This window comes from Oleiphilus sp. HI0043 (assembly GCF_001634935.1).
This window is the reverse complement of the sequence record NZ_LWEY01001865.1, coordinates 1-25,119: the sequence shown is the minus strand read 5'-3', so window position 1 is coordinate 25,119 and position 25,119 is coordinate 1. Positions and strand designations below refer to the sequence as shown.

Below are 25,119 nucleotides of genomic sequence, written 5' to 3'. Positions count from 1 at the left end.
TTCTGCTTGCTCCAGAGTTTCGGCAACGATTACGCCTTTGCCAGCCGCTAAACCGTCGGCTTTAACAACAATCGGGGCACCTTTTTCTTTCAAGTATGCTAAGGCAGGTTCTACTTCCGTAAAATTCTGGTAGTCGGCAGTAGGTATGTTGTGGCGAGCTAAGAAATCTTTAGTGAAAGCTTTAGAGCCTTCTAATTGAGCCGCACCTTTTGAAGGGCCAAAGCAGCGAAGGCCTTCTGCTTCAAAATGGTCAACAACGCCGTCAACTAAAGGCGCTTCTGGGCCGATAATGGTAAGTGCGACTTGATTCTCTTTGGCAAAATCAGACAGCGCTTGAAAGTTCATAACGTCAATGTCGACATTGCTTAATTTGCTGTCTGATGCGGTACCAGCATTTCCTGGTGCAACAAAAACTGTTTCGACGTCTTTATTTTGTGCAGCTTTCCAGGCAAGAGCATGTTCTCTGCCGCCGCTGCCAATGATAAGAATATTCATAGCGTAACCCGATCTAATAATAACTTAATAGCCAGGCGGCTTACGGAGTCGCCTGGAGATGGAAATGGGCGCAAGGATACCTTATTCGAGAGGAGATATAAAAAATAATTGTTCGTAAAATGGGCAAGAGTGGTTTTACGAACAACCAACTCTTATGAATGCTAAGCAGAGTTTGCAAGTTGGGCCAGCTTCTCTCTAGCTTGGTCGCGAATCGGCACAGCCTTATGTTCTTTGTTGTCCATTAATACAAAAGTATTGCTGGCATCTGCGATAATCGTGTTGCTACCTTCCAAGTAGATAGTTTGATCTATTTTACAGCTGGTATTACCTATGCGCATTACCTTGGTATGGATCTCGAGCTGATCATTGAAGAGGCATGGGTGACGATAGTTTATGTTGCTATTTACCAAGGTCAGTGTCAGATCAAGCTGTGAGAAAAACTCTATGGCATTGAAGTTTTCAAACAATACCCAGCGAGCTTCTTCGAAAAAGCGGGTATAGCCGTTGTTGTTGAGGTGGCCGTGTTGGTCGAGGTGATAGCCCCTTACTTTAATGCGTACGTAATCTGACACTGTTGTTGCTCCATTAATGATAGAAGTCCGTGGAAGCCTTCGGGCGTCCGATTAATAGGTAAAAATAGTCTAGCGTATATTATTAGGTAGTGCTAACTAGAGGCAGAAGAGTAGATGTATAGCAGGAAGAGTACCGTGCACCAAGTCTCAAACAGAGGCGGGTGCACGGTCATACAGAGCTTATTTGCTTAGTGTCGGAAGTGACGCATTCCGGTAAATACCATTACCAAACCGTGCTCATCAGCTGCATCAATGACTTCTTGATCACGCATTGAACCGCCTGGCTGGATGACACAACTAACGCCGGCATTTGCGGCATTGTCTATGCCGTCTCTGAATGGGAAGAAGGCATCTGAAGCCATCATAGAGCCTTTCACGGCAAGTCCGGCATGCTCAGCTTTGATTGCTGCGATGCGTGCTGAATTGACACGGCTCATTTGCCCGGCACCAATACCGATAGTTTGAGCGCTCTTACCGTAAACAATCGCATTGGACTTAACCATTTTAGCAACTTTCCAGGTGAATAAGAGGTCATCAATTTCTTCGTCTGTTGGCTGGCGCTTGGAGACAACAGTCAAATCTTCCTTACTGATCATGCCTAAGTCACGATCTTGCACCAGTAAGCCGCCATTGACGCGCTTATAATCGAAAGATGCTGCGCTGTCAGAAAATGCACCGCACTCTAGGAGGCGGACATTTTTCTTAGCGGCTACGGCTTCTTTCGCTTCGGCGCTAACGCTCGGAGCAATAATAACTTCAACAAACTGTCGGTCGACGATAGTTGTCGCGGTTTCCGCATCAAGCTCACGGTTAAAGGCGATGATACCGCCAAAAGCAGATTCAGGGTCCGTTGCATAAGCTTTTTCATAAGCCTCTAGAATAGAGCCGGCTTCTGATACGCCACAAGGGTTTGCGTGCTTGACGATGACACATGCAGGTTCGTCAAATAGCTTTACGGTCTCAAGTGCTGCATCGGTGTCGGCGATATTGTTGAACGAAAGCTCTTTTCCTTGAAGCTGTTTAGCGCCAGAGATTGAATCGGCTGGAGCATTCTTTTCAACATAAAACGCGCTGTTCTGGTGAGGGTTTTCACCATAGCGAAGTTCTTGAGTTTTGTTCATTTGAACGTTAAATGTTCTTGGGAACTCTTTGCTGCCACCTGGAACCAATCGGCCAAAGTAGTTGGCAATCGCGCCGTCGTAGGCAGCTGTATGTTCGTAAGCTTTAATCGCTAGGTCAAAACGTGTTTCCAAACTTGTGCAGGCATCGTTCTCACGCATTTGATCAAGAATGTTCTGGTAGTCGCTCGCATTAACAACGATATTTACGTGTGCATGGTTTTTAGCAGCAGCACGTACCATCGTTGGTCCGCCGATATCAATGTTTTCTACAGCGTCTTCTAGGCTGCAGTCTTCCTTTGCGACAGTTTGTTCAAAAGGGTAGAGGTTAACGACAACCATGTCGATAGCCTTGATCTCATGAGCTTGCATTACTTCGTCATCCTGACCTCTGCGCCCTAAAATTCCGCCGTGAACTTTAGGGTGAAGTGTTTTGACTCGACCGTCCATCATTTCGGGAAAACCGGTATAGTCAGAAACTTCGACAGCAGGAATGCTGTTAGACTGTAGTAATTTGTAGGTTCCGCCCGTTGAAAGTATTTCAACGCCCATATCGTTTAGGGCAGAGGCGAATTCAACGATGCCCGTTTTGTCTGAAACGCTGATTAGCGCTCTTTTCACCTGGACCAGATCGTTAGTATTGCTCATGTTTATTCCAAACCTGTATAAGAAAAATAAAAAACTCTGACTTAAAGTAGACCGTACTGCTTAAGCTTCTTGCGTAAGGTTCCTCTGTTTAAACCAAGTAGAACAGAAGCTTTGGTTTGATTGTTGCGCGTATATTTTAGTACTTGTTCAAGTAGAGGTGCTTCTACTTCTGAGAGAACTAGTTGATAAACATCTGTGACTGGAGCACCGTCAAGTTGTTCAAAGTAGTTGCTCAGCGTCTTCTCAACGCAATCCCTTAAAGTGGCAGCGTTTTCAATTTGAGTTTGACTGGTGTAGGTTTGTTCTTCTTGTTTGTCTGCAGCAAGCGCTTCTATAGTCATGCGGCTATTTCCCCGTTATTGATTTGATTGTTGATTTGCTTTTCGAACTCCGTGCGCACAGCCTCAAGCTGAGCTTCCGGTGTTTCAATTTTATTAAAAAATTGTCTAAATTCTTGGTGATTCGGTCTTGCCTTCAGATACCAGCCGACGTGTTTGCGAGCGATGCGATGACCCATTTTCTCACCATAGAACTGATGTAGTTCTTCTAGGTGATGAAGGATGATATCGCGAACGGTGGCCAACGGTCTTTCTTCACGCTTGGTACCGTGCTTAAGGTAGTGGTTGATATCATCAAAAATCCAAGGGCAGCCTTGTGCAGCTCGACCTATTAGCAGACCGTCAACTCCTGTTTGCTTCAATACCTGTTCTGCTTTCTCGGGCGAATCAATATCGCCGTTAGCAAGAACGGGTATGCTTATCGCCTCTTTTACTTGAGCGATGGTGTCGTATTCAGCTTGTCCTTGGTAAGCGCAAGCTCGAGTTCGGCCGTGAATGGCGAGAGCTGCAATACCGCTTTGCTCTGCCATTTTAGCGATCGTTAATGCATTTCGAGAGTTTTTATCCCAGCCAGTGCGTATTTTTAGCGTCACCGGAATGTCGACAGCCCCAACCACTGCACTTAGGATTTCCTTTACCAGGTCTTCGTCTCTCATCAGTGCAGAGCCTGCTGCTTTGTTACAAACTTTCTTGGCCGGGCAGCCCATATTGATGTCTATGATCTGTGCGCCTCGCTCCTGATTAAGCTCTGCCGCTGTTGCTAGCATTTCTGGATCGCCGCCAGCAATTTGTACAGATATAGGGTCACTCTCACCGGTATGGTCGAGACGATGCATTGACTTGCGTGTTTTCCAAAAACTTGGGTCGGCGATTACCATTTCCGAAACAGCCATAGCTGCGCCGTTGTTCCGGCATAACTGTCGAAAAGGTCTGTCTGTCACGCCAGCCATGGGCGCTAAGATCAATCGATTATCTAATTGATAGGGGCCGATTTTGAGCAAGTCGTTTCTCTGTCAGGTTCAAGGGTGGCTAATTTTGGGGGGGCTAATCATACCCTCTGAGGCAAGGGTGTAAAAGCAAAAAAGGTGGCTTTTTTTGGTTATATTTTGCTCTTATTGGTTGACAATTGATCTATGTCTTGTTCCTTGGAGCTTAGGGTTGAGGGGAGAAAAACTTTAGAGAGTAGTTAACCGCTTCTTTTCCTGGGTCAACGATTTCGAGTGAAATATGAATTGGCTGCTGACTTGGCATTTCGTGCCAGCTGGCTAGATCGCCAGACAAATACTCTTTCGCTTGGAATAAGCGTTGGGCAACGATATTTTTGTTTATGTCTGAAAAATAAAGAGCTAAGTCGGGGAACGCTTGATTGAAAGCAGCTTCATTCACTATCACGGTGTCGATTATGAGGGACTTGCGTTGAGTGGGGTGACTTCTGACAACGAGGTTGTTGCTTTTAATTTTTTCGATATCTTCAAGCTTTGGCAATGTGCAAGATAAGTGTTCACATGCTAGCTCATATAACTCAGAAACTTTAGGGTACTTGGCGAGCTTTTCATAGTGAAACCATACCGCTTGCCCTAGCAGTATTACGATGAGCGATATATTAGCGAGAATGAATAATAAACTGACAAGCCAATGTCTATTATTGGGGCTATCCTGGTCGTATTGAAATTCAATTTTCTCATACGGAGAAGTCTCAGAGAAACCGCTCCCGGGCTCTCCGAAGGCTGATTCAGTCGATGTCTCAGCTTGTGTGACTGAGGCCTGCTCTATAGCTGAAGCGGAGAATGTTGGTTCTACCTTCTGTTTACCTTGTTCATCTTGAATATCTTCGAGGATTTCCTGAGTCCAGCTTTCGTCGATGATTTCTTCACTCTCTTCAGAAACAAAGGTATCGTCAAGTTTTTTAAAGCTGGTTGAGTAAGGGTCACTGTTGTCTGCGGAATCTAGTTCCAGGAAAGAGGTGCTAAACTCATCAGAGCCATCGGCGCTGCCTGAGTAGCCGGGTTCATGCAGATCTTCTTCAGGGTTATCGGCAAATAGCTTATCTTCAGACTCTAGTAGACTATCTTCCAGGTCGATAGCTGAACTTTGTTGGTCTTCGGAGGGTTCAGGAGAAGGCTTGTTTGCTGTTTGCTTCTCAGTATCGGACAAGCTATAGGCAATTGCATCGAAGATGTTCATGCAGGCGCCGCAGCGAACTCTGCCGTTGGCAGCACTTAATTGTTCTTCAGAGACTTTAAACGAAGCCTTACAGTGCGGGCATTGTGTCAGTCGCTGATTGCTCATCGTGTGTGTTTTTCCTGAATTATTATAAGGCTATTATCAGTCTTTTTTTGTGCCGGTCAAGCATACCCAGCCATCCTCTAGCTGAGGTTTATCCATTTCAAACCATTCTTCATAGTCGTGAACTAGCGCAGCTGCCTGATGCTCAAGAATTCCAGATAGAATTAATTTTCCTTTAGGTTTAACTAAAGCGGCAATATTGCTACGTAAGTCATGCAGTGGTTGAGCAAGAATATTAGCCAGAACCAGGTCTACTTGGTCTTTAGGGCTATCTTCTGGAAGATAGACCGGGAACTGCTGAGCTTCGACCTCGTTTCTCTTGGCATTGTCTTGGGTAGCCAGCAAAGCTTGAGGGTCGTTGTCGATTCCAACCACCGATTTGGCGCCGAGTAATAATGCGGCCAAGCCCAGTATTCCGGAACCACAGCCAAAATCTACGACAGTTTTGTTGTTTAGGCCGTCATCGTTTAGCGCATAAGCATCTAGCCATTTTAAGCAAAGTGCAGTTGTGGGGTGTGTGCCAGTGCCGAAAGCCAGGCCAGGGTCGAGCATCAGGTTGACAGCGTTTGGCTCAGGAATGTCATGCCAGCTTGGGCATATCCATAAGCGGCGACCAAACTGAATGGGTTTGAAGTTATCAATCCATTTACGCGTCCAGTCTTCGTTTTCCAATATTTCAAAACGCAATTCAGGGAAGGTCTGATCTGAAAGATTGGTGAAGACACTTTCAGTGATGGCTCTAATAGCTTTTTGGTCCTCATCGGCAGAAAACAGCCCGGTGACGATCGTTTCTTCCCAAAGCGGCGTTGTGCCCCGTTCGGGCTCTAGCACTGGCTGGTCTTGAGCATCTTCGAGAGTCACTGCGCTGGCTCCCGCCGCGAGCAAGCCTTCTTCGAGAGCTTCTGCGATGGCGGGAGATATATTGGCTTTAACTTGGATCCAGTTCATAAGTCAGTGACTTCCTGATAGTCGGGAATGAAATACATTAGATGAAACTAAAGGATATTCTTTTCCAGATGATGGATATTAAATTCGAGCTCTCGAAATCCGCTATCGGAAAGTAGCTTGCGGTGAAGGTCAATATTTGTGTCAATTCCGTCTACGACTAGCTCGTCAAGTGCGTTTGTCATACGGTTCATCGCCGCATTACGGTTTTCGCTATGACAAATGATTTTGGCAACTAAAGAGTCGTAAAATGGAGGTACACGATAGCCGCTATATAAATGCGAATCGACACGGACTCCCATGCCACCGGGCGCGTGAAACTGTTTAACTAAGCCGGGGCTCGGTGCAAAGGTTTGAGCATTTTCAGCGTTAATGCGGCACTCTATCGCATGGCCTTCAAGATTTACTTCAGCTTGAGAGACTGAAAGTGGTAGGCCGCTAGCAATTCTAATTTGCTCTTTAACGATATTAATGCCTGTTATCATTTCTGTTACAGGGTGCTCTACCTGTACTCGGGTATTCATTTCGATAAAATAGAAACTGTCATCCTGGTATAAGAACTCAAATGTTCCTGCTCCGCGATAGCCGATATCTTTGCAGGCTTTTACGCAGGCGGCAAACGTGGCTTGTCGGGCTTCCTCGTTAATATTTGGTGCAGGGGCTTCTTCGATAACTTTTTGGTGTCTTCGTTGCAGTGAACAGTCACGGTCACCTAAGTGAATGACATTGCCATGGTTATCTGCAAGTACCTGGATTTCGACATGCCGGGGTGTGTCGAGAAATTTTTCAAGGTAAACGGTGTCATCGCCAAAAGCGGCTTTGGCTTCAGACTGTGTTAGCTGAATCGAGGTGAGTAGTTCAGCTTCGTCGTTAACAACTCTCATACCCCGGCCGCCACCACCTGAGGCTGCTTTGATAATAACCGGGTAGCCAATTTTGCGTGCAATAGCTTTGGTTCGATCTTGATTATTTGTGATCGGGCCGTCGGAGCCAGGAACCGTCGGTACGCCGGCTTTTGTCATGGCTTTGATGGCTGAAACTTTATTCCCCATTAAGCGAATGACACTGGCAGGGGGGCCAATGAAGGTAAAGCCGCTCTTTTCGACTTGTTCTGCGAAGTCAGCATTTTCAGCAAGAAAACCGTAGCCAGGATGAATGCCAACAGCATTGGTCACTTCAGCGGCGCTGATTATTGCAGGTATATTGAGGTAGCTCTCGACAGGGCTGTTATTACCAATACAAACTGACTCGTCTGCCAAGCGAACGTGCATAAGGTCTCTATCAACCTTGGAGTGTACGGCGACCGAAGGAATACCGATCTCTTTGCAGGCGCGTAGAATTCGTAAGGCTATTTCGCCACGATTAGCGATTAGAACTTTTTTTAACATCAGTGTTACCTGCGAGCCTTATGCAATTGTAAATAGTATCTGATCGAACTCGATAGGTTCTCCGTCACTGACTTCTATCGACTGAATAACGCCGCTTCGGTCTGCCTCGATTTGGTTCATCATTTTCATTGCTTCAATGATGCACAAGACATCGCCAGCCTTAACGCTTTGTCCAACTTCAACAAATGGGGCGGAGTCAGGTGAGGGCGCCTTGTAGAAGGTGCCGACCATAGGGGCATTGATTGTCTGGTCACTAGAGGTGCTCGCCGGTGCCGGACTTGCAGTGGATGTTTCTGTGATAGGTGCTGAAGCAGACGTTACGGGTGCTGGGGCCGCTGCTGGTGCGGCGACAACATGCTTGCGACGGTTGATGCGGATGGACTCTTCGCCTTCCTTAATCTCTAGTTCTTCTACATCTGACTCGGTGATTAATTCGATCAGCTTTTTGATTTTTCGAATATCCATAACAATTCCTGTATTAGGTTTATAGCGCCTGCAGGGCTTTGCTGAGCGCAGCATCGTAACCTAAGCTGCCCAGCCCGCAGATGACGCCTAATGCGACATCAGAGAAATAAGAATGATGGCGAAATGTTTCTCTAGCATGAACATTTGATAAATGTACTTCGATAAAAGGAATATCAATCGCTAGTAGAGCATCTCGGATTGCTACGCTCGTATGCGTAAATGCCGCAGGGTTAATAATTATAAACTGAGTATCATCTTGCTTAGCTTGATGTATGCGCTCGATAAGTTCGTGTTCAGCATTGCTTTGCAACGTGTTGAGCGCGATATTGTTATTCTTGGCGCAGGCTTTTAAGCGAGAGTTGATATCATTGAGAGTTTCTGAGCCGTAAATTTCGGGTTCGCGGGTGCCTAAAAGGTTTAGGTTTGGGCCATGAAGTACCAGTATGCTAGCCATAATCAGACGATGCTCGTAAAAACATGTGAAAGAGAAAGTTAATTCTAAGTGCCGTGAGAAATGTCTACAAGTGTAGTTTCTTTTTATGACACTTTATCTACAATATAGTGGCTAGTTTGCCCATATATTGCGTTATTTACAAGCAGGTTTTCTTACAGTTCTGTATTGTAGCAACGGACATTATTTCGTCCATTTCTCTTTGCTTCGTATAGGGCATGATCAGCCTTTTCACATAAGGATTGAGCGTTTTCGTGGTCAGCTAATGCAATGCCGCAACTAAAGGTGACATTGAATGTGCCGGTTCCGGCGGGCTGTGGTAATTCTGCAAAGCGTTCACGTATTTCGTTAAGAATAGTTTTAGCATCGCGTTCAGAAGTATTTGGCAGTACGATGGCAAACTCTTCGCCACCATAGCGACCGATGTGGTCTGTTTTACGTAGCCGCTGTTTAAGGAAAAGAGAAAGGCTTTTCAGTACGCGGTCGCCAATAGGGTGGCCGTAGTTATCATTAATCTTTTTGAAGTAGTCGATATCGAGCATTGCGAAACAGACAGGTAGTTCGCTTTCCGCTGCTTTAGCAACTTCAATTTCTAGCAAATGTAGAGTATGGGTATGATTGTAAAGCCCGGTCAGGCTATCGCGAATCATTAGTGCCAAAAGGGATCGAGCTCTTCGGCCTCGGTTTCGCAGCGTGGCGATGAGGTGTTTCGGGTCGATAGGTTTCGTTAGAAAGTCATCGCCTCCAAGACTCATCGCGTGTAGCTGTTTGTTGACGTCATCTTCTGCAGAGAGGTAAATGATAGGTACGCTGTGAAACTTGTCTTGCTGGCGTATCACTCGGGCTAGCTCCATACCGGTACAGCCTGGCATGTACATATCCATGATAATTATCTCAGGCTGGAAATCCGCCAAGGCTACCAGGATATCCATCGGCTCGGTAATGATGTGAGGAATCATGCCGGCTTTGTGCAATATATTCTCAATGTACTTTGCTTGTGCTTTAGAGTCATCGACTACCAGAATACGGTATGGGTCCTGAATGTTGGCGTGCGTATATTGCTCAAATTTTTCTATTAGCTGGCCAGGGTCGATGGCTCGATAAAAAAACTCTTCGCCGCCTGTGCGCGATGCTTTTAGCCGGGTCTGAATGTCGTCAGTGCTCTCGCTAACATAAATAACTGGAATAGTTGTCTCGTGAGACTCCTGGATTACTTGAACGGCATCGATGCCAGCAAGCTTATGCCCGCCAAAATCTACATCGGCTACGATGGTCTCTGGCTTATCCTGCTTAGCTGCGTGAACAAAATCATCAACATCACTGAAGTTGATTGAACGAAAACCAAAGAACTCCAGCTGATTAATAATGCGGTTAGCGTACTCGGTGTTGTTTAGCGCGAGGTAAATCGGAGTGCGTAAAAAAGTACGTGGATTCGAGTGCGAGGTGTCGCTTCGCCCCCCTCCGGTATCACTCTTTCGCAAAGTGCACTCATTCAGCTCCTGAATAAAGGACTCAATTTTTTGTTGGCTGTCTAACGAAAGCGGGGCTTCAGGGTTAACATTGCTCAGTAGCTGGTTAATTTTTCGTGCCGAAGTCTCCTGGCGAGACATCTCAAAGCGGGTTGCAAAACGCTCTAGTTTTTCACTCGCATCATTTAAATCTTGAGTGCGATCCAGGTCTTCCCAAGAGGAGAGTTTGCACTTTTGATAGACATCTAATACAACTCTGGCTTGCGTCGTAACTCGTTTTGCAAACAGTTGTTTAAGTTTCTCTCGTTGGTTGTCCTGAGCCATTCCTTGATCCTAATGGAAGAATTCTTTTTGTAAACGCGAATCGTCTCTACATAATTTAGCATAATCCCCTGAATATGGAGGTTTTTATCGTCAAAAAATGTCAGGATGTGTAAGTTGATCTATTGTTATATGGAAGCAATGCCTACAGGCTGGCCATTATGATTTCTGTGGTGAAAGAGGTCGGGTCGTTTTTATACTTGGGCTTTGCTAATAAAAAGACACCAATGAAGATACTGATGGAGATAAAGTAAGTGAGGCCTAATCATGAGGCATAGTCATAGCCTGACAAATCAGGGTCCTAGCTTACAAAGGACACTATTTGCTTATATTAGCATTATGTTGCTGTTGTTGTTGGTTGGAAGCTTTACGCTGAATATCACCACCATGCGTGACTATTTGCAGAATCAATTGCAGTCCCATGCACAGGATGCTGCTACTTCTTTGGGCTTGTCATTATCGACGAGTATAGATGCTCAAGATCGCGTGGCGGCAGCGCGAATTGTTGACACGATATTCGACAGTGGTGACTACAGAAAAATTGTTTTTTTTGACTTGAACGGTGCCGCCATTGTCGTGCGCGCTAACTCTTTAACTGTTGATACTGTCCCTGACTGGTTTGTCTCTCTGCTTGATCTAAAGGCCCCTGCCAAAAGTGCAGAAGTTGTAGCTGGTTGGAAACAGTTGGGCACGATTGTGGTAGAGAGTCATCCTGGTTACGCCTACCTTGAATTGTGGAAAGTGATTCGTTCTGAGTCAATTTGGTTTCTAAGTATTTTGGTGCTCGGCTTATTTGCAGCGCGTTGGCTATTAGCTGGTGTGTTAAAGCCTTTAAAACAGCTTCAGTTTCATGCACAGGAAATGAGTCATCGCCATTTTGATTTTAGGGCTCCTCATCCTGTATTCCGAGAGCTTGCAGGCGTTGCCGATGCGATGAATGATATGGCCAGGCAGCTTGGCGGGGTGTTTGAAGAGCAATTAAATTTGATCGAGGACCTGCGTCAGGCATCTTTTGTTGACACACTTACCGGCCTAAGTAACCGTGAAGGTTTTGATGGGCGTTTAAAGACAGAGCTGGATTCACAGCAGCACACAGCAAAAGGAAGTCTGGTCTTAGTGCAACTTAACGACTTTGGTGCAGTTAACGAGTCATTGGGGCGAGATCGAGGCGATGCTCTGTTGACGAGTGTTGCGCAGATACTGCAAAAATATGAACAGCGTCATCAGAATGCGTTTGCTGCGAGGCGAAGTGGTGCCGATTTTAGTGTGTTTATGCCGAGTGTTATGGATGATGAAATTGATGTCCTGGTGCCAAAAATGATATCAGAAATTTGTTCACTCTCTGATATCAAGCACTTGTTGCGCGATGATAGCGTGCATATCGGTGCGGCTTGCGTAAAGGCTGATGATACTGCTCGCACTTTGTTGTCTAAAGCTGATTTAGCCTTACGCCAAGCACAGTCAGATGGTATTTCCGGCTGGCGGCGTTATGCGCATATTCAGTCGGCAGAAGAGAGTATGCGAGAGGTGCATCAGGCAAATGAGTGGCGAAATATTTTGCAAGAGGTATTGCTGAGTCGAGATGTGAAGCTTCATACTCAAACAGTTTATGATGGTGAAGGAAAGGTTATGTATCAGCAGGTCCTTTCTCGAATTGAAGTAGAAGGCGAGCTGACTGTCGCTGGGACCTTCCTGCCGATGGCTGAGCGATTCGGATTGATGGTGCCCTTTGATCAGTTGGTTGTCGAGAAGGTGGTAGAGAGCCTGGCAGATCCAGAATTTTTGATGCAGCGAACTCACAATGAGTTGGCGCAAGGTGAAGCTGATAATCACCGATACTGTATTACCTTGTCTGAAGCTGCCTTGATAGATGAGCGCTTCTTGTCCTGGTTTGATCAGCAGCTTGTTCAGAACCCCAGCTTGGCGGAAATGCTAATTGTCGAAGTTCCAGAACATATCGTGAGTTATAATGAAAATGCCTTGGTCGTTTTGAGCAATATGGCAAAAGAGCATGGCTTTAGTCTATCGGTCGAGCGCTTTGGTGTAAGCTCGGTGCCATTTTCGTATTTACAGCGAGTGGATATTCACTACATCAAAGTTGACCATAGCTTTATTCGCAACGTTCAGGGCAGTCAATCAAATCAGTTCTTCCTGCGATCAGCGATCCAGATTGCACATGGTCAGGGAATTAATGTGATTGCTGTGGGTGTCGAGTCAGAAGACGAGTGGCAGGCTTTAAAAGAGCTGGGGATTGATGGCGCAATGGGGTACCATTTGAAACGGCCACAAGCAAATGAAGTATTTGCTTCATAGCAAGTGTTTGCAATTGATAGTAGGGGATTACAGTTCTCCCAAGTCATTGAGAATTTATACACGTTAGCAGGTTATTAATGTGAAAGAAGGTTTGTCTGATTTTATAAGACATAGAAAAGAAGATTTCCAAGACTACTTGGGGGGCGGAATGTTGGCTAAAGCTATTGGTGGTGCTTTGGGTGTCTATTTACTTTTGTCTGTTATTCTAGGTTTTTGGTGGAGTTCTGAGCCGGAAATTACCGATGTTGTTCAGTACTCTCATGAACAGGCCGAGTTGATGCAGCACCAGCCGGTTCCTGGCTTTGCGACAACAGCAACGATGATCTATTTGATGGAAACGCTGATGGATAAGTCGGGAGGCTACATTAGCAATGATATTTTTCCGCCTGGTTTATGGCTGGATAATATTACTAATTGGGAATATGGCGTGCTGGTTCAGGTTCGTGATTTGGCCAGGGTCTTTCGTAAGGAGTTGAGCCGGTCTCAAAGCCAGTCGGTTGAAGATAAGGACTTAACGATTGCAGAGCCCCAGTTTCATTTCGATAACAGTAGTTGGGCACTTCCGGCCAGTGAGTCGGAATATCGTCGTGGCGTGAAGGCAGCGCGTAGTTACCTAGCGCGTCTCTCTGACCCTCAACAACCGGACGCTCAGTTCTATGCGCGAGCAGATAATTTAAGAAGTTGGCTATCTGAAGTCGAGAATCGTTTAGGGAGTTTGTCGCGCCGTTTGAGTGAAAGTGTTGGTCGCCAGCAGCTTGACTTGGGTTTGGCGGGCGATGCAAGTGCTCAGCAGTCGACAGCTGCAGAAGGTGCTCAGGAGCGTAAGACTGCTTGGATGGAAATAGACGATGTGTTTTATGAAGCACGCGGTACGGCTTGGGCGCTGGTGCATATACTAAAAGCAATAGAGCATGACTTTAAGGCAGTGCTGATCAATAAGAATGCTTTGGTAAGCTTGCAGCAGATAACACTGGAATTGGAAGCGACTCAAGAGGCTGTTTGGAGTCCGATGATTCTAAATGGTAGTGGCTTTGGGATGTTGGCTAATCATAGCTTGACAATGTCTTCGTATATCTCAAGAGCATCAGCGGCCATTATCGACTTGCGCAGTTTGCTTCAGCAGGGCTAACTTTCTAGCACTCGTGAAGTGCAGATAGTAAAAAGGCCGCTGATGCGGCCTTTGTTATATAGAGCTAAGCGCTACAACTTACTTATTGTAGTTCGCTACAGACTTCTCGATTGACTTACGAGCAGCATCTGCATTTTCCCAGCCTTTTACTTTTACCCACTTGCCTTTCTCAAGCTCTTTGTAACGCTCAAAGAAGTGCTGGATCTGTTCTTTCAGTAACACTGGAATATCTTCAATATCCTGAATATCTTTGTACTCAGGAGATAGCTTGTCGTGAGGTACCGCTACTAGCTTCTCATCACCACCCGCTTCATCGTCCATGTCTAGCATGCCGATTGGGCGACAACGAATTACTGAGCCAGGTATAACTGGATATGGTGTGATAACCAATACATCTAATGGATCACCATCGTCAGCCAAAGTGTGCGGGATAAAACCGTAGTTTGCTGGGTAGAACATTGGCGTGGACATGAAACGGTCAACTACAACAGCTCCCATGTCTTTGTCGATTTCATATTTTACCGGGCTGCTTTGAGCTGGGATTTCAATTACGACGTTAATGTCGTTAGGAATGTCTTTTCCTGCTGGAATGTTGTCAAAAATCATAGCTTTGTCCTGTCGTTAATAAGCGGTGTTACTGACCTGAATTTTTTCGCAGAGCGATAAAGTGCGCGATTATACGGCTTCGTGCATTTTTACGCCAGATTCAGAGCCAACAAACAGCAGATCTGCGGGTCTAAGTGCAAATAAACCGTTAGTGACTACGCCTGTAAGGTTGTTGATTTCGGCTTCGAGCTTCTTCGGTTCGAGAATCTTCATGTTGTGAACGTCTAGAATATGATTGCCGTTGTCTGTTACGAAGCCTTCTCTATAAACCGGGTCACCACCAAGTTTGACAATTTCCCGGCCTACCAGGCTGCGTGCCATAGGGATAACTTCAATTGGAAGTGGGAACTCACCTAACAAGCCAACTTGCTTGGAGGCATCTACAATGCAGATGAATTTTTTGGCAACAGCAGCAACGATTTTCTCTCGAGTAAGTGCACCGCCGCCGCCTTTGATGAGCTCTAGTCGCTCGTTGCTTTCATCTGCGCCATCGACATAAAACTCCATTTCATCTACTGAGCCCAGCGCGTAAACAGGAATGCCATGGCTTTTTAGTCTTTCCGCTGTTGCTTCGGAGCTGGCCACTGCGCCATCAAACTGATGTTTGATTTTAGCAAGGTGATCAATGAAGAAATTCGCTGTCGACCCGGTGCCGACGCCGATGATGCTATCGTTATCCAACTTCGGCTGGATATAGTCAATAGCAGCTTGGGCGACTGCGCTTTTTAATTGATCTTGGTTCATGCATGCTCCGCTAGGGTAAATATCTGATTATGGCGTATTGATCGTTATAAATGGCATTATAATGCCCGACAATAAGTGAGAAAAGGATTATGATTGTTTGTGCTCACTTCGATGCTTATTTTTCTCTAGCTATCAGGTATTGAGCAGGGTATTAAAATTATATTAAGTCTGCCTATACGCTGTTTGTCTATATGTCAGCCCTATAAGTGAAGAGTTCCAAGATGCCAATTAACCGTTATATCAAGAAAATACTTGATGCCAGAGTTTATGATGTTGCTATTGAATCGCCGGTGACACATGCGCCGCTATTGTCGGAGCGTTTTGATAATCAAATATACCTTAAAAGAGAAGACCTGCAGCCTGTATTCTCTTTTAAGCTTCGTGGAGCCTATAACCGTGCTCGTTTACTCACAGATGAAGAAAAAGCAGCTGGCGTGATTGCGGCTTCTGCCGGTAATCATGCGCAAGGGCTTGCTTTAGCTGCGCAGAAGCTTGGTATCGACGCGACTATCGTTATGCCAAAAACGACCCCTGAAATTAAGGTTAACTCGGTCAGGGCGAAGGGCGCAAAAGTTGAACTCGTTGGTGATGCCTTTGATGAAGCTTCCGCTTATGCCTTAGAAAAGGTAAAGAAAGAGGGCTTGGTTTATATTCCCCCATACGATGATGAAGATGTGATTGCCGGGCAAGGGACGGTCGCAATGGAGTTACTAATGCAGCATACCGCACCTATTCATGCGGTGTTTGTGCCGGTTGGTGGTGGCGGCTTAATTGCGGGAATGGCAGCCTATATTAAGTTTGTTCGCCCCGAAACAAAAGTGATTGGTGTTGAGCCTGAAGAGGCGGCATGTCTTAAGGTGGCGCTAGAGACTGGGCGTAGAGAAATTCTAGAAGAAGTAGGGATTTTTGCAGAAGGTGTCGCGGTTAAACAGATTGGTAAGCTGCCTTTTGAAATTGCCAAAAAGTATGTTGATGAGGTGATTACTGTTTCAACAGATGAGATTTGTGCAGGCATTAAAGATATCTTTGATGATACACGATCAATTGCTGAACCCGCAGGTGCGGTGGGCATCGCTGGCTTAAAAAAATATGCGGAACGTGAAGGCTTAAGTGGTGAGAATTTAGTGACCATCGTTAGTGGGGCGAATGTTAACTTTGACCGTTTACGCTATATCTCTGAACGAACTGAAATTGGTGAGCAGCGCGAGGCAATCATTGCTGTCACTCTCCCTGAAAAGCCTGGAAGCTATCAGAAGTTTATTCAAGCGCTGCAAACTCGTAATGTGACCGAGTTTAATTATCGCTATGCAGAAGGAAGTGACGCGCAGATCTTTGTTGGTGTGCAAGTGCTTCCGGGTGGCGAAGATCGGGCGCGTGTTATTGCAGAGTTAGAGTCCCAAGGCTATCCCGTGCTGGATATGACTGACAACGAGATTGCAAAGCTTCATATCAGGCATATGGTCGGTGGGCGTTCTGAAGGCGTTGGTGATGAGCAGGTTTATCGTTTCGAGTTTCCTGAAAGGCCAGGGGCGCTGATGTCATTCCTTAATTCACTTGGTACTCGTTGGAATATTTCCATGTTCCATTATCGTAACCATGGCGCTGCATACAGTCGTGTCCTGATGGGGGTGCAGCTGAAAGACTCTGATACGAAAGCCTTTCAGGGAATGCTAGATGAGATAGGTTTCCGATACTGGGTCGAGACGGATAATGAGGCGTATCAACTTTTCTTGAGGGCAGGTAAGTCAAAACGCTAGTAATTAGGTGCTAAAGCCATTAGAATCCGCTACTTAAAGCAGGGTTCTAATGGAAATTTTCTAAAGCTGTGCTATTTTTCTGATTATTAAAGTTTTATTTTGAGGAAAATATGAAGAAGAAACCCGATACAATGTTGGCTGTAATCGGTATATTTATGATCGGTTTGGTCATAAGTGGCTTTTCTTCTATTAGCATTGGTGCTGATGAAGAGCCGGTTCAGAACGCTAGTACTGAGCATGTATTTGATCGTTCAGCCAGCCGCTACTAAAACTCTCTATTCATAAAGAATTACTCGGCTTTTTTGCTCGTTTGATTCTGCATAGGCTTATTTTTTTGCATAGATACCTTGATCGGTGACGATCGCATCTAAGCTGACATCCCAGTCATTGACCGGAAGCGCGTCCATCTTCTGCAGCTCATGTGCTAATCCAATCAAGCGAGGCTTGCACTGAGGAAGCCGTCGCTTATAGTCAAAAGTGCGATCATAGAAGCCGCCTCCCATTCCCATTCTGTTTCCTTCGCTATCAAATGCTACCAGTGGCATTAACACTGTTGACAGTTGTTTAGCATTGAATTGTTTGCAGCGTTTAAAGTCAGGTTCCTCAATACCGAAACGGTTCTTGATATAAGGGCTTGATGCAGAGACTTGGCAAAAAATCATCTGTTGTGGTTTTAAGGGGTGGATGACGGGCAAGTATGCTGTCTTTCCCCATTTCTGTATTAGTGTGAGCAGTGATCGAGGGCAGATTTCACCGTCGTTGCCTAAGTACAAAGCAATATGTTTGCCCCTCAGTAGTAAACCAAAGCGTTTCAGATTTTTGAGTAAATGCGTTGAAGCTGTTCTTTGTTGAAGCTTGGTGAGCTGGCGGCGTTGTTGGCGGAGCTCTCTACGAAGCTGCTTTTTTTCTTGAATTAAGGTGGCGGGGGAGGTTTGAGAAAGACTCATTTTTGGGCTGTATCGTCAATAAGATAGAGCTGGATAGGTTTAAACAAAAGCAACGCTCTGTTGTGAGTGTTGATTTTGGTGCGCCCAAAATGCCGCTGCCAGATAGGGCCTTGAACCCGAAAGTTCAAGGGGGTGATCACTATATGCAAATTAGGCTTTCCCATCCAGATAAACCGGGGGACTTGCACACATCACATGATGTGATTACCAAGGTGTTATTATCGGCTCGAGGACTTATCTAGCAAGCCAGCATTCCAGAACGCCAAACCATCATATAAAAAAACTAGATAAAAATCAGGGCTTTTTACGAAAAAAAACAAATTGCCCAGGGTTTCAATTAGGCCTGTGCTTTTGCTTTGATCAAAGCTTGATCAAGCTTTTCTTCAAGTGATAGCAACATCTCCTGGTCACCTTCTTTATCGCGACCACTTTCGAGCAATTCGTATGCAATATTTAGAGCTGCCATGACCGCAATTCGTTCAATGCCCAGAACTTTTCCTGACGAGCGTATTTCTCGCATTTTTTCATCAAGGTGCCCTGCAGCATTTTCTAGAGCGTCCTTTTTATCAGGAGGGCAGGCGACCAGGTAGTCCTTTTCAAGGATTTTGACCTTTAGTGTGTTGGCGTCGGACATTAACCTTGCTCCAGAGCTTTTAGGCGACCAATCATTGATTCAATCTTGTTTTTGGCAAGATCATTTTTTTGTAGAAGTTTAGTCCGCTCGGACAGCCAATCGTCTTGGCTGCTTTTTAGCGCTAAATTGTCTGCTTCAAGCGTCTGGCAGTAGTTTAGAAGTTGCTCTACTTTGCCAGAAAGCGTTTTAAGTTGTGACGCTTCCATTTAGTTACCTTGATAGTCAAATATTGAAGAATAAACCAATACTATTCGGTATATTGAGGGGTAACTATAATTTGGCCTAGCGTGAGGGTCAACTCGCTTTCGCAATCCAGTCGCAGGTCTCGTATAATTCGCTCAATTTTTGATAAAAGGTCGATATAAATGACAGAAAAAGACAAGTTTTCCGAGCAGGATATAGATGAGCTTGAAAATGAAGAGGCTCAGGAGAGTGATTTTGACTGGTTGGCGAATGTCTATAACCGACAAGGTGCGATCAATCACCCGAGTGAGTTACATGGCTTATTACTTGGGGAAATTACCGGCGGCATTAAGCGTACGGCGAATGACTTTTTAGCTCAGGTTTTAGAACATATGGGCGTCGATGAGTTAAATGTTGCAGCTCAAGCTAATGTAGTTGAGGACTTGTTAGCTTTTTATAGCCAAGTATCAGAGGGTATCGATAAGGATTCGAGTAGTTTTACCTTATTATTGCCAGACGATGACTATGTTTTATCCGAACGACTTGAGGCAATGGTGTTATGGGTAAGGGGTTTTTTGGAAGGTATCGCTATTTCTGCAAGTGAACGACTTAATTCTGCATCGAAGGATCTGGAAGAAATTCTTAAAGACCTGGTTGAAATTTGCCAGCTGGACCCTCGCGTTGAGCCTACTGAAGAGGGTGAAAGAGAGTTCTTTGAAGTGGTGGAGTATGTAAGGGTGGGGGTGCTTAACTTATATGCTGAGTTTAATCAGCCCGAAGTAGAAGATTCGACTGAAGAAAAAGCTGCTATTTCCGATATTGACCCAGATACACCGACATTACATTAATAACAATTGCTGACCAAGATTCTGCTACTCAGGACAATAAGAGATGAATAAAAAAGAATTCTCACGCCGACGAGCTTATCTGGCTGAACACATGGGTGAAAACTCAATTGCGATACTGCCCTCGTCAACGGTTAAAAGCCGGAACCGGGATGTTGATTACCCCTTTCGTCAGGATAGCGACTTCTTCTATCTGACCGGGTTTTCTGAGCCGGAAGCAGTGTTGGTGATTATTCCGGGCCGAGAGCACGGTGAGAGCATCTTGTTTTGCCGAGAGCGAGACCCGACAAAAGAAATGTGGGATGGATTTATTGCCGGGCCAGACCGTGCAATTGATATGTTTGGTGTCGATGATGCGTTTCCCATTTCTGATATAGATGAAATCCTCCCAGGCATGATTGAGGGAACGGATAAAGTTTATTACTCGATGGGCCTTGATGCTGTCTTTGACAGTCGCGTCATGGAATGGATCAACGTTATTCGCAGTAAAGTTAGAAATGGTGCTCACCCACCTGGTGAGTTTGTTGCCTTGGAGCACGCACTACATGAGCTGCGTTTGATAAAAAGTACCACCGAAATCAAGACGATGAAACAGGCTGCTGAAATATCTGCCCAAGCACATATTGAGGCAATGAAGGTTTGCCGCCCAGGTTTACATGAATATCACCTTGAGTCAGCGATGAGCAAGGTGTTTATGGATAATGGTGCTCGCTCTCAAGCATACCCAGCTATTGTTGGTTCAGGCGACAATGCCTGTATATTGCACTACATCGATAATAACGGCCCCTTGAATGACGGCGACCTTGTCTTGATTGATGCTGGTTGTGAATTGGATTGTTATGCCTCAGATATCACTCGGACCTTTCCGGTAAACGGAAAATTTTCTGACGAGCAAAGGGCAATTTATCAAATCGTCTTGGATGCTCAATTAGCCGCAATAAAAGCAGTGAAGCCCGGGAGTCACTGGAATCATCCTCATGAAGCCGCGGTCAAGGTAATTTGCCAGGGTTTGCTCGATCTGGGCTTGCTCAGTGGCGAGCTGGATGAAATTATCGAAGAGGAGCGTTATAAGCCTTTTTATATGCATCGAACAGGCCATTGGTTGGGCTTGGATGTTCATGATGTTGGTGAGTATAAAATCGACGGTGAATGGAGAGAGCTTGAGCCCGGTATGGTGATTACGGTTGAACCGGGTATTTATATCGCTCCCGGCAATAAAGAAGTGGCGAAAAAGTGGCGCGGCATTGGCATTCGTATAGAAGATGATGTTGCTGTTACCAAGAAGTCTCATCAGGTGCTATCTAAAGATGTCCCGAAAACGATTCATGATATTGAAGCCATTATGGCGCAGGCCTCGTCTTAGGGAGTACACATGGCTCAAGAATTTTCCCAGTTAGAAGAAAAAAGTGTTTGTGATGTATTGATTGTCGGGGCTGGAATGGTCGGGGCAAGCACTGCTTTGGGGCTATCTAAGCTAGGCCTTGATGTCGTCATGATTGATGCCTTTGCCTTCTCTAAAGATATACCTGAGTACACTCCTAGCTACGATGCGAGGTCGACAGCCTTGTCTTGGGGCACGCGAGAAATCTTAGAGCAGCTTGATGTCTGGACAGATATTGAGCCTTCGGTATGTGCCATCGAACAGGTTCATGTATCAGAAAAAGGCTGCTTTGGAACCACCCGGATGCATGCAGCAGAGTATGGACAGGAAGCCTTAGGTTATGTGGTGCCGAATCAGTGCTTGGGCCAGAGTTTGTTAAGCAAGGTGTATGAGAGATCACTACCTTTTTATAGTGGTGTGAAGGTTTCTCATATATCTCAAGGCAAAGACTTCCATCAAGTGCACTTAAGCTCAATTGAGCAGCCTGAACAGCAGAAAGTGCTAAACACTCGCTTGATGGTGATTGCAGATGGTACGGAGTCGAGCACTGCGAAGCTATTAGGCATTGCTTATCAAGTGGAAAAATATTCTCAGCATGCCTTGGTGGCTAACGTCAGTACTGCATTGCCAAATGAAGGTGTTGCGTTTGAGCGCTTCACTAAGAAAGGCCCATTGGCAATGTTGCCCTTGAGGGAGTCTGATTGTGCACTGGTCTGGACACATGACGAAAAAGAGATACAGGCACATTTGGATATGAGCGATGCTGAATTTTGTAAAGCTTTGGAAGAGAGTTTCAGTGAGCGGCTAGGTCCGATTGAACGCTGTGGTGAACGGGTAAGTTATCCGTTGAAATTAGTCAGAGCTGAAGAGCAATGTCGGGCCGGTGTGTTGCTCTTAGGTAATGCCGCGCATAGTTTACATCCTGTCGCAGGGCAAGGGTTTAATTTGGCCATTCGTGGTGTGGCGGCCTTCTTGGCTTATATTGATGAGTCAGTAAAGCAGGGTTTGGATTATCGTTCCCTGGCGCCATTGAATAAGTTTTGTCAGTCGAGAATGGATGATCAGAATAAAACGATTGCTTTAAGTGATCAGCTGGTCAAAGTATTTGCGAACCCTTCCCATATATTAAACCTAGCGCGAGATATTGGCCTGGTTGGTCTCGACAACATCGCTCCCTTGAAAACGATATTTGCAGAGCGAGCAATGGGTCTGGCAGACCGAAAAGCACATTTTAATACTTAGGTTTAGAGAGAATTAATCTTATGAGTGATGCTTGTACTCAAGAATTTGATATTGCGATTGTTGGTGCGGGGATGGTGGGCGCTTCTCTCGCCGCCGCGCTACGTGATACCGGCTTTTCAATTGCTTTAATTGACGCGCAGTCGGCAGAATCTCTGCAGCACTCTCCGTCTAAGCCTAAGGATGTAAATGGCTTTGAGCCAAGAGTCAGTGCACTAACCTTTGCCTCACGCGATTTACTTAAGAGTGTTGGGGCCTGGCAGCATATTCACGAAGAGCGAATCCTTCCTTATCGAAACATGCATGTTTGGGATCAGCTAGGTACAGCCCAAATAGATTTCAGTGCGGCTGAGTTATATGAAGATGCTTTGGGTTATATCGTAGAGAATCAGAATATTGTCTCGGCTTTGCATCAGGTCTTAAAGCAACAAGAGAATGTTGAACGTTTCTTTGGTGGGCGTATTAGCAGCCTGAAGCAAAATGAGGTAGATGGAGCTCCTTATTCTTTGCTGCTGGATGATGGTCGTCAGATACATGCGAAGTTATTAGTTGCAGCTGATGGCGCGAATTCCAGAATCAGGACCTGGTTGTCGATGGCGACCCGTGAATGGGATTATCAACACCACGCAATCGTTGCCACCATCAAAACCGAGAAACCACATAACAAGACGGCTTGGCAGAGCTTCTCTGAAACAGGGCCCTTGGCACTCTTGCCTTTGCAGGACCCATCGATGAGCGACGCCTATTGCTCCATTGTTTGGTCGCAAACACCTGAGCAAGCAAAGTCTTTAATGGCTTTGGATAAGGAAGCGTTTTGCCAGGCTTTAGCAAAAGCCAGTGAATCAATGCTTGGTGCTATTGAAGATGTGTCAGAGCGTTATAGTATTCCTCTGCGCCAACGACATGCAAAAGAGTATGTCGCTGAGGGGCTTGCTTTGATCGGTGACGCAGCGCATACCATCCACCCTTTGGCTGGTCAGGGTGTGAACTTGGGCTTTAAAGATGTTTTTGCATTGAGTCAGGTGCTGATACTGGCTGACCAACAAGAGCTGGACCCGGGAAATCTCACCTTGCTCAAACGTTATCAACGACAGCGGCAGGCAGATAACCTATTGATGATGGGCGCGATGGAAGGTTTTAAGCGTTTATTTGCTCAACCCGATCCACTTCTTCGGTGGGTGCGTAATACAGGGCTGGACTTTGTAAATAAGCAGGGCTTTATCAAGAAACAGTTGGTTAAGCATGCGATGGGCTTGTCCATCGCTTAGCTTAGTACGCCTAAGTAAGCCGTTGATGGCTACGCAGGGGTCTTAGAAGTGCCAAAACTTGCCATTAGAGGCCATTGCTAAAATGGCCAAATTATCAGGTTTTTGCTTACTGGTGGAACTAAGGCTTCGGGTTTAAACGTTTGCTTTAGGTTGAGAGCTAAAGCGGGCATTCTTCAGGCCACAGAAAGCCGAGAGTTCGTTAGTAAAAGCGTACCATTTTTTGCACTAAATATTAAAATTAGATACAATAGTAATCTGCATTTTCATCAGATGATGAATGGAATTAATCAATATGGATATAATAAATGAATATCAAACTTATCAGTTCAGCCATCGCCCTCTCTCTTGCTTCAACAGTAGCATTTTCAGAGTCATTTAAAGCAGAAGTTGGTATTGGTTATGCTGATTTAGACAATGACTCAAGCCTTAAAGCTATGATGGGTACCTTATATTTTGACTCTGTAAATACGGAGAACCACCCATTAGCAGAATCCGCTTTCTTAGAAGAGGCAAGCAATGTTCAGTTAGTTCATGGAATAGGGGAGCTGGGACCAATTGATGCAAACGTTACGTCTTTAGTAGTTGATTATTATATTCCTGATACTCAGTTTTTCGTTGGTGCAGTGATTCTTCGATCTTCAGCTGAGCTTGGTTCAACTAAAATAACGGATACAGACTGGGGGCTTACAGCGGGTTTCTCTCCGATTGAAAATTTGTTGCTAACAACTTCATATTTGCATGAGCCTGGCTATGACCTTAACTTAGATGCAAAGTATGTTAATAAGTTAACTGATGATACTGCAGTTAACATTGAGGCTTCATTTGAAAAAGGTGACGATGATAATACTTATGACCTTTCTGCTGATTATTACCTAAATAAAAAGTTTAGCATTGGGGCAAACATTATTAAGGCTGGTGAAACTGGTTATGGTATACAGAGCAGAATCTTCCTAACCAACGAACTCTCCATTAACGCCAAATACTTAACTATTGATAGTAATAATAGTATATTTCTTGATGCTGGATTACGCTTTTAAGTTAATTTACCAAGACGTCATTGTAGACAAACACTTCAAATACATAATTACATGTATTTGAAGTGTTACTAAAATTATGACCGTAGAATGACTAAAAACAATTAAAAGAAAAGTACATTTTTGAACAGTAGTGAGTGATCTTAGGGCTTTCAAAAGTGAGCGCTTCCTGCTCTTTTGATGGGTTATGTCTACAGTTCAATAATGCTCGCTTTTAACTCAAAGTTAGCGGTTTACTTGGCTCCCGATAAAGAACGCTAATGCTCACTTTCAATCATTCACTCGATAATCAATCTGGCTGTTTCATCCTTATCAATTAAGTCTACTTGAACGTCCGACTAGCGGACAAAATTACCCTAGAATGTTGACCCAAATAGACGCGAGATCAATACGGGTACGGCAGTCTCTACGCGTAGAATTCTTTCGCCTAAATGAACTCCTTCAAAACCGGCTTCTTTGAGCTTGTTTACTTCATACTCAGTAAAGCCACCTTCGGGGCCGATGATTAAGGTGCAGGCTTCTTCGAGATGATGTGGGCAGACC

At 45.2% G+C, this 25,119-nt stretch carries 26 protein-coding genes and 1 other RNA gene; 9 read left to right on the top strand and 18 right to left on the bottom strand.

Annotated features, from left to right (window positions below):
* The 11 genes from A3729_RS28670 to A3729_RS28620 all read right to left on the bottom strand — a co-directional run.
* On the bottom strand, positions 1–495 hold a 495-nt coding region (locus A3729_RS28670; protein ID WP_368664580.1), incomplete at its 3' end, for a phosphoribosylamine--glycine ligase.
* 161 nt (positions 496–656) lie between these two features.
* Positions 657–1,067 (bottom strand): thioesterase family protein, encoded by a 411-nt coding sequence (locus tag A3729_RS28665; RefSeq protein ID WP_068512175.1) that lies wholly within the window; start codon positions 1,065–1,067, stop codon positions 657–659.
* A gap of 188 nt (positions 1,068–1,255) precedes the next feature.
* Positions 1,256–2,833, bottom strand: coding sequence for a bifunctional phosphoribosylaminoimidazolecarboxamide formyltransferase/IMP cyclohydrolase (gene purH / locus A3729_RS28660; RefSeq protein ID WP_068512178.1), 1,578 nt, complete (start codon positions 2,831–2,833; stop codon positions 1,256–1,258).
* 41 nt (positions 2,834–2,874) lie between these two features.
* Positions 2,875–3,174 (bottom strand): DNA-binding transcriptional regulator Fis, encoded by a 300-nt coding sequence (gene fis / locus A3729_RS28655; RefSeq protein WP_068506971.1) that lies wholly within the window; start codon positions 3,172–3,174, stop codon positions 2,875–2,877.
* A complete protein-coding gene (dusB, locus tag A3729_RS28650; protein WP_068512219.1) occupies positions 3,171–4,121 on the bottom strand; it encodes a tRNA dihydrouridine synthase DusB in 951 nt (316 codons plus the stop codon). Before dusB ends, fis begins: the two co-directional genes overlap by 4 nt.
* 202 nt (positions 4,122–4,323) lie before the next feature.
* Complete coding sequence (locus A3729_RS28645; protein WP_068512182.1) at positions 4,324–5,460, bottom strand: DUF3426 domain-containing protein; 1,137 nt, start codon at positions 5,458–5,460, stop codon at positions 4,324–4,326.
* Between the two features lie 36 nt (positions 5,461–5,496).
* Positions 5,497–6,405, bottom strand: coding sequence for a 50S ribosomal protein L11 methyltransferase (prmA, locus tag A3729_RS28640; protein WP_068554032.1), 909 nt, complete (start codon positions 6,403–6,405; stop codon positions 5,497–5,499).
* 47 nt (positions 6,406–6,452) lie between these two features.
* Positions 6,453–7,790: an acetyl-CoA carboxylase biotin carboxylase subunit gene (accC, locus tag A3729_RS28635; protein WP_068512188.1), complete on the bottom strand. Its 1,338-nt coding sequence runs from the start codon at positions 7,788–7,790 to the stop codon at positions 6,453–6,455.
* A gap of 18 nt (positions 7,791–7,808) precedes the next feature.
* On the bottom strand, positions 7,809–8,255 hold the full coding sequence (gene accB, locus A3729_RS28630; protein ID WP_068512191.1) for an acetyl-CoA carboxylase biotin carboxyl carrier protein: 447 nt from the start codon (positions 8,253–8,255) through the stop codon (positions 7,809–7,811).
* A 19-nt stretch (positions 8,256–8,274) separates the two neighbouring features.
* Positions 8,275–8,709, bottom strand: coding sequence for a type II 3-dehydroquinate dehydratase (aroQ, locus tag A3729_RS28625; protein ID WP_068508593.1), 435 nt, complete (start codon positions 8,707–8,709; stop codon positions 8,275–8,277).
* Positions 8,710–8,861: 152 nt separating this feature from the next.
* Positions 8,862–10,499, bottom strand: a complete 1,638-nt coding sequence (locus tag A3729_RS28620; protein ID WP_068512194.1) for a diguanylate cyclase — start codon at positions 10,497–10,499, stop codon at positions 8,862–8,864.
* A gap of 264 nt (positions 10,500–10,763) precedes the next feature.
* Here A3729_RS28620 and A3729_RS28615 point away from each other — a divergent pair, with 264 nt between their 5' ends.
* A complete protein-coding gene (locus A3729_RS28615; RefSeq protein WP_068567618.1) occupies positions 10,764–12,809 on the top strand; it encodes an EAL domain-containing protein in 2,046 nt (681 codons plus the stop codon).
* A gap of 79 nt (positions 12,810–12,888) precedes the next feature.
* Positions 12,889–13,938: a DUF2333 family protein gene (locus A3729_RS28610; protein ID WP_068512200.1), complete on the top strand. Its 1,050-nt coding sequence runs from the start codon at positions 12,889–12,891 to the stop codon at positions 13,936–13,938.
* Between the two features lie 78 nt (positions 13,939–14,016).
* Here the strand turns inward: A3729_RS28610 and ppa are convergent, their stop codons facing one another.
* Positions 14,017–14,544 carry an inorganic diphosphatase gene (gene ppa / locus A3729_RS28605; RefSeq protein WP_068512204.1) on the bottom strand — a complete coding sequence of 176 codons (528 nt, stop codon included), beginning with the start codon at positions 14,542–14,544 and terminating at the stop codon, positions 14,017–14,019.
* Between the two features lie 69 nt (positions 14,545–14,613).
* Positions 14,614–15,288, bottom strand: a complete 675-nt coding sequence (rpiA, locus tag A3729_RS28600; RefSeq protein ID WP_068512208.1) for a ribose-5-phosphate isomerase RpiA — start codon at positions 15,286–15,288, stop codon at positions 14,614–14,616.
* 221 nt (positions 15,289–15,509) lie between these two features.
* Between rpiA and ilvA the strand changes: the two genes are divergently transcribed.
* Both ilvA and A3729_RS31955 read left to right on the top strand, forming a co-directional pair.
* Positions 15,510–17,045, top strand: a complete 1,536-nt coding sequence (gene ilvA / locus A3729_RS28595; RefSeq protein WP_068512212.1) for a threonine ammonia-lyase, biosynthetic — start codon at positions 15,510–15,512, stop codon at positions 17,043–17,045.
* 110 nt (positions 17,046–17,155) lie between these two features.
* Positions 17,156–17,314, top strand: coding sequence for a hypothetical protein (locus tag A3729_RS31955; protein ID WP_156490412.1), 159 nt, complete (start codon positions 17,156–17,158; stop codon positions 17,312–17,314).
* Positions 17,315–17,371: 57 nt separating this feature from the next.
* Here the strand turns inward: A3729_RS31955 and A3729_RS28590 are convergent, their stop codons facing one another.
* The 4 genes from A3729_RS28590 to A3729_RS28575 all read right to left on the bottom strand — a co-directional run bounded on the left by A3729_RS28590 (position 17,372) and on the right by A3729_RS28575 (position 18,832).
* On the bottom strand, positions 17,372–17,992 hold the full coding sequence (locus A3729_RS28590) for a 5-formyltetrahydrofolate cyclo-ligase (protein ID WP_068512216.1): 621 nt from the start codon (positions 17,990–17,992) through the stop codon (positions 17,372–17,374).
* A gap of 78 nt (positions 17,993–18,070) precedes the next feature.
* Positions 18,071–18,256, bottom strand: a non-coding RNA gene (ssrS, locus tag A3729_RS28585) — 6S RNA.
* Positions 18,257–18,329: 73 nt separating this feature from the next.
* Positions 18,330–18,626, bottom strand: coding sequence for a cell division protein ZapA (locus tag A3729_RS28580; RefSeq protein ID WP_068509122.1), 297 nt, complete (start codon positions 18,624–18,626; stop codon positions 18,330–18,332).
* The gene (locus tag A3729_RS28575) at positions 18,626–18,832 is read right to left on the bottom strand and encodes a TIGR02449 family protein (protein ID WP_068509120.1); all 207 of its coding nucleotides are present in this window, start codon (positions 18,830–18,832) and stop codon (positions 18,626–18,628) included. Before A3729_RS28575 ends, A3729_RS28580 begins: the two co-directional genes overlap by 1 nt.
* Before the next feature lie 159 nt (positions 18,833–18,991).
* Between A3729_RS28575 and A3729_RS28570 the strand changes: the two genes are divergently transcribed.
* From A3729_RS28570 to A3729_RS28550, 5 genes are all read left to right on the top strand, one after another.
* Positions 18,992–19,657, top strand: a complete 666-nt coding sequence (locus A3729_RS28570) for a UPF0149 family protein (RefSeq protein WP_068509181.1) — start codon at positions 18,992–18,994, stop codon at positions 19,655–19,657.
* A gap of 43 nt (positions 19,658–19,700) precedes the next feature.
* On the top strand, positions 19,701–21,017 hold the full coding sequence (gene pepP / locus A3729_RS28565) for a Xaa-Pro aminopeptidase (RefSeq protein WP_068509183.1): 1,317 nt from the start codon (positions 19,701–19,703) through the stop codon (positions 21,015–21,017).
* 9 nt (positions 21,018–21,026) lie between these two features.
* Positions 21,027–22,277 (top strand): 2-octaprenyl-6-methoxyphenyl hydroxylase, encoded by a 1,251-nt coding sequence (gene ubiH / locus A3729_RS28560; protein WP_068509186.1) that lies wholly within the window; start codon positions 21,027–21,029, stop codon positions 22,275–22,277.
* Between the two features lie 20 nt (positions 22,278–22,297).
* A complete protein-coding gene (locus A3729_RS28555; RefSeq protein WP_068553546.1) occupies positions 22,298–23,542 on the top strand; it encodes a UbiH/UbiF/VisC/COQ6 family ubiquinone biosynthesis hydroxylase in 1,245 nt (414 codons plus the stop codon).
* A gap of 305 nt (positions 23,543–23,847) precedes the next feature.
* The gene (locus A3729_RS28550; RefSeq protein ID WP_068509190.1) at positions 23,848–24,579 is read left to right on the top strand and encodes a putative porin; all 732 of its coding nucleotides are present in this window, start codon (positions 23,848–23,850) and stop codon (positions 24,577–24,579) included.
* A gap of 353 nt (positions 24,580–24,932) precedes the next feature.
* Here the strand turns inward: A3729_RS28550 and A3729_RS28545 are convergent.
* The coding region (locus A3729_RS28545; RefSeq protein ID WP_156498209.1) for an RsmE family RNA methyltransferase at positions 24,933–25,119 on the bottom strand (187 nt) is incomplete at its 5' end.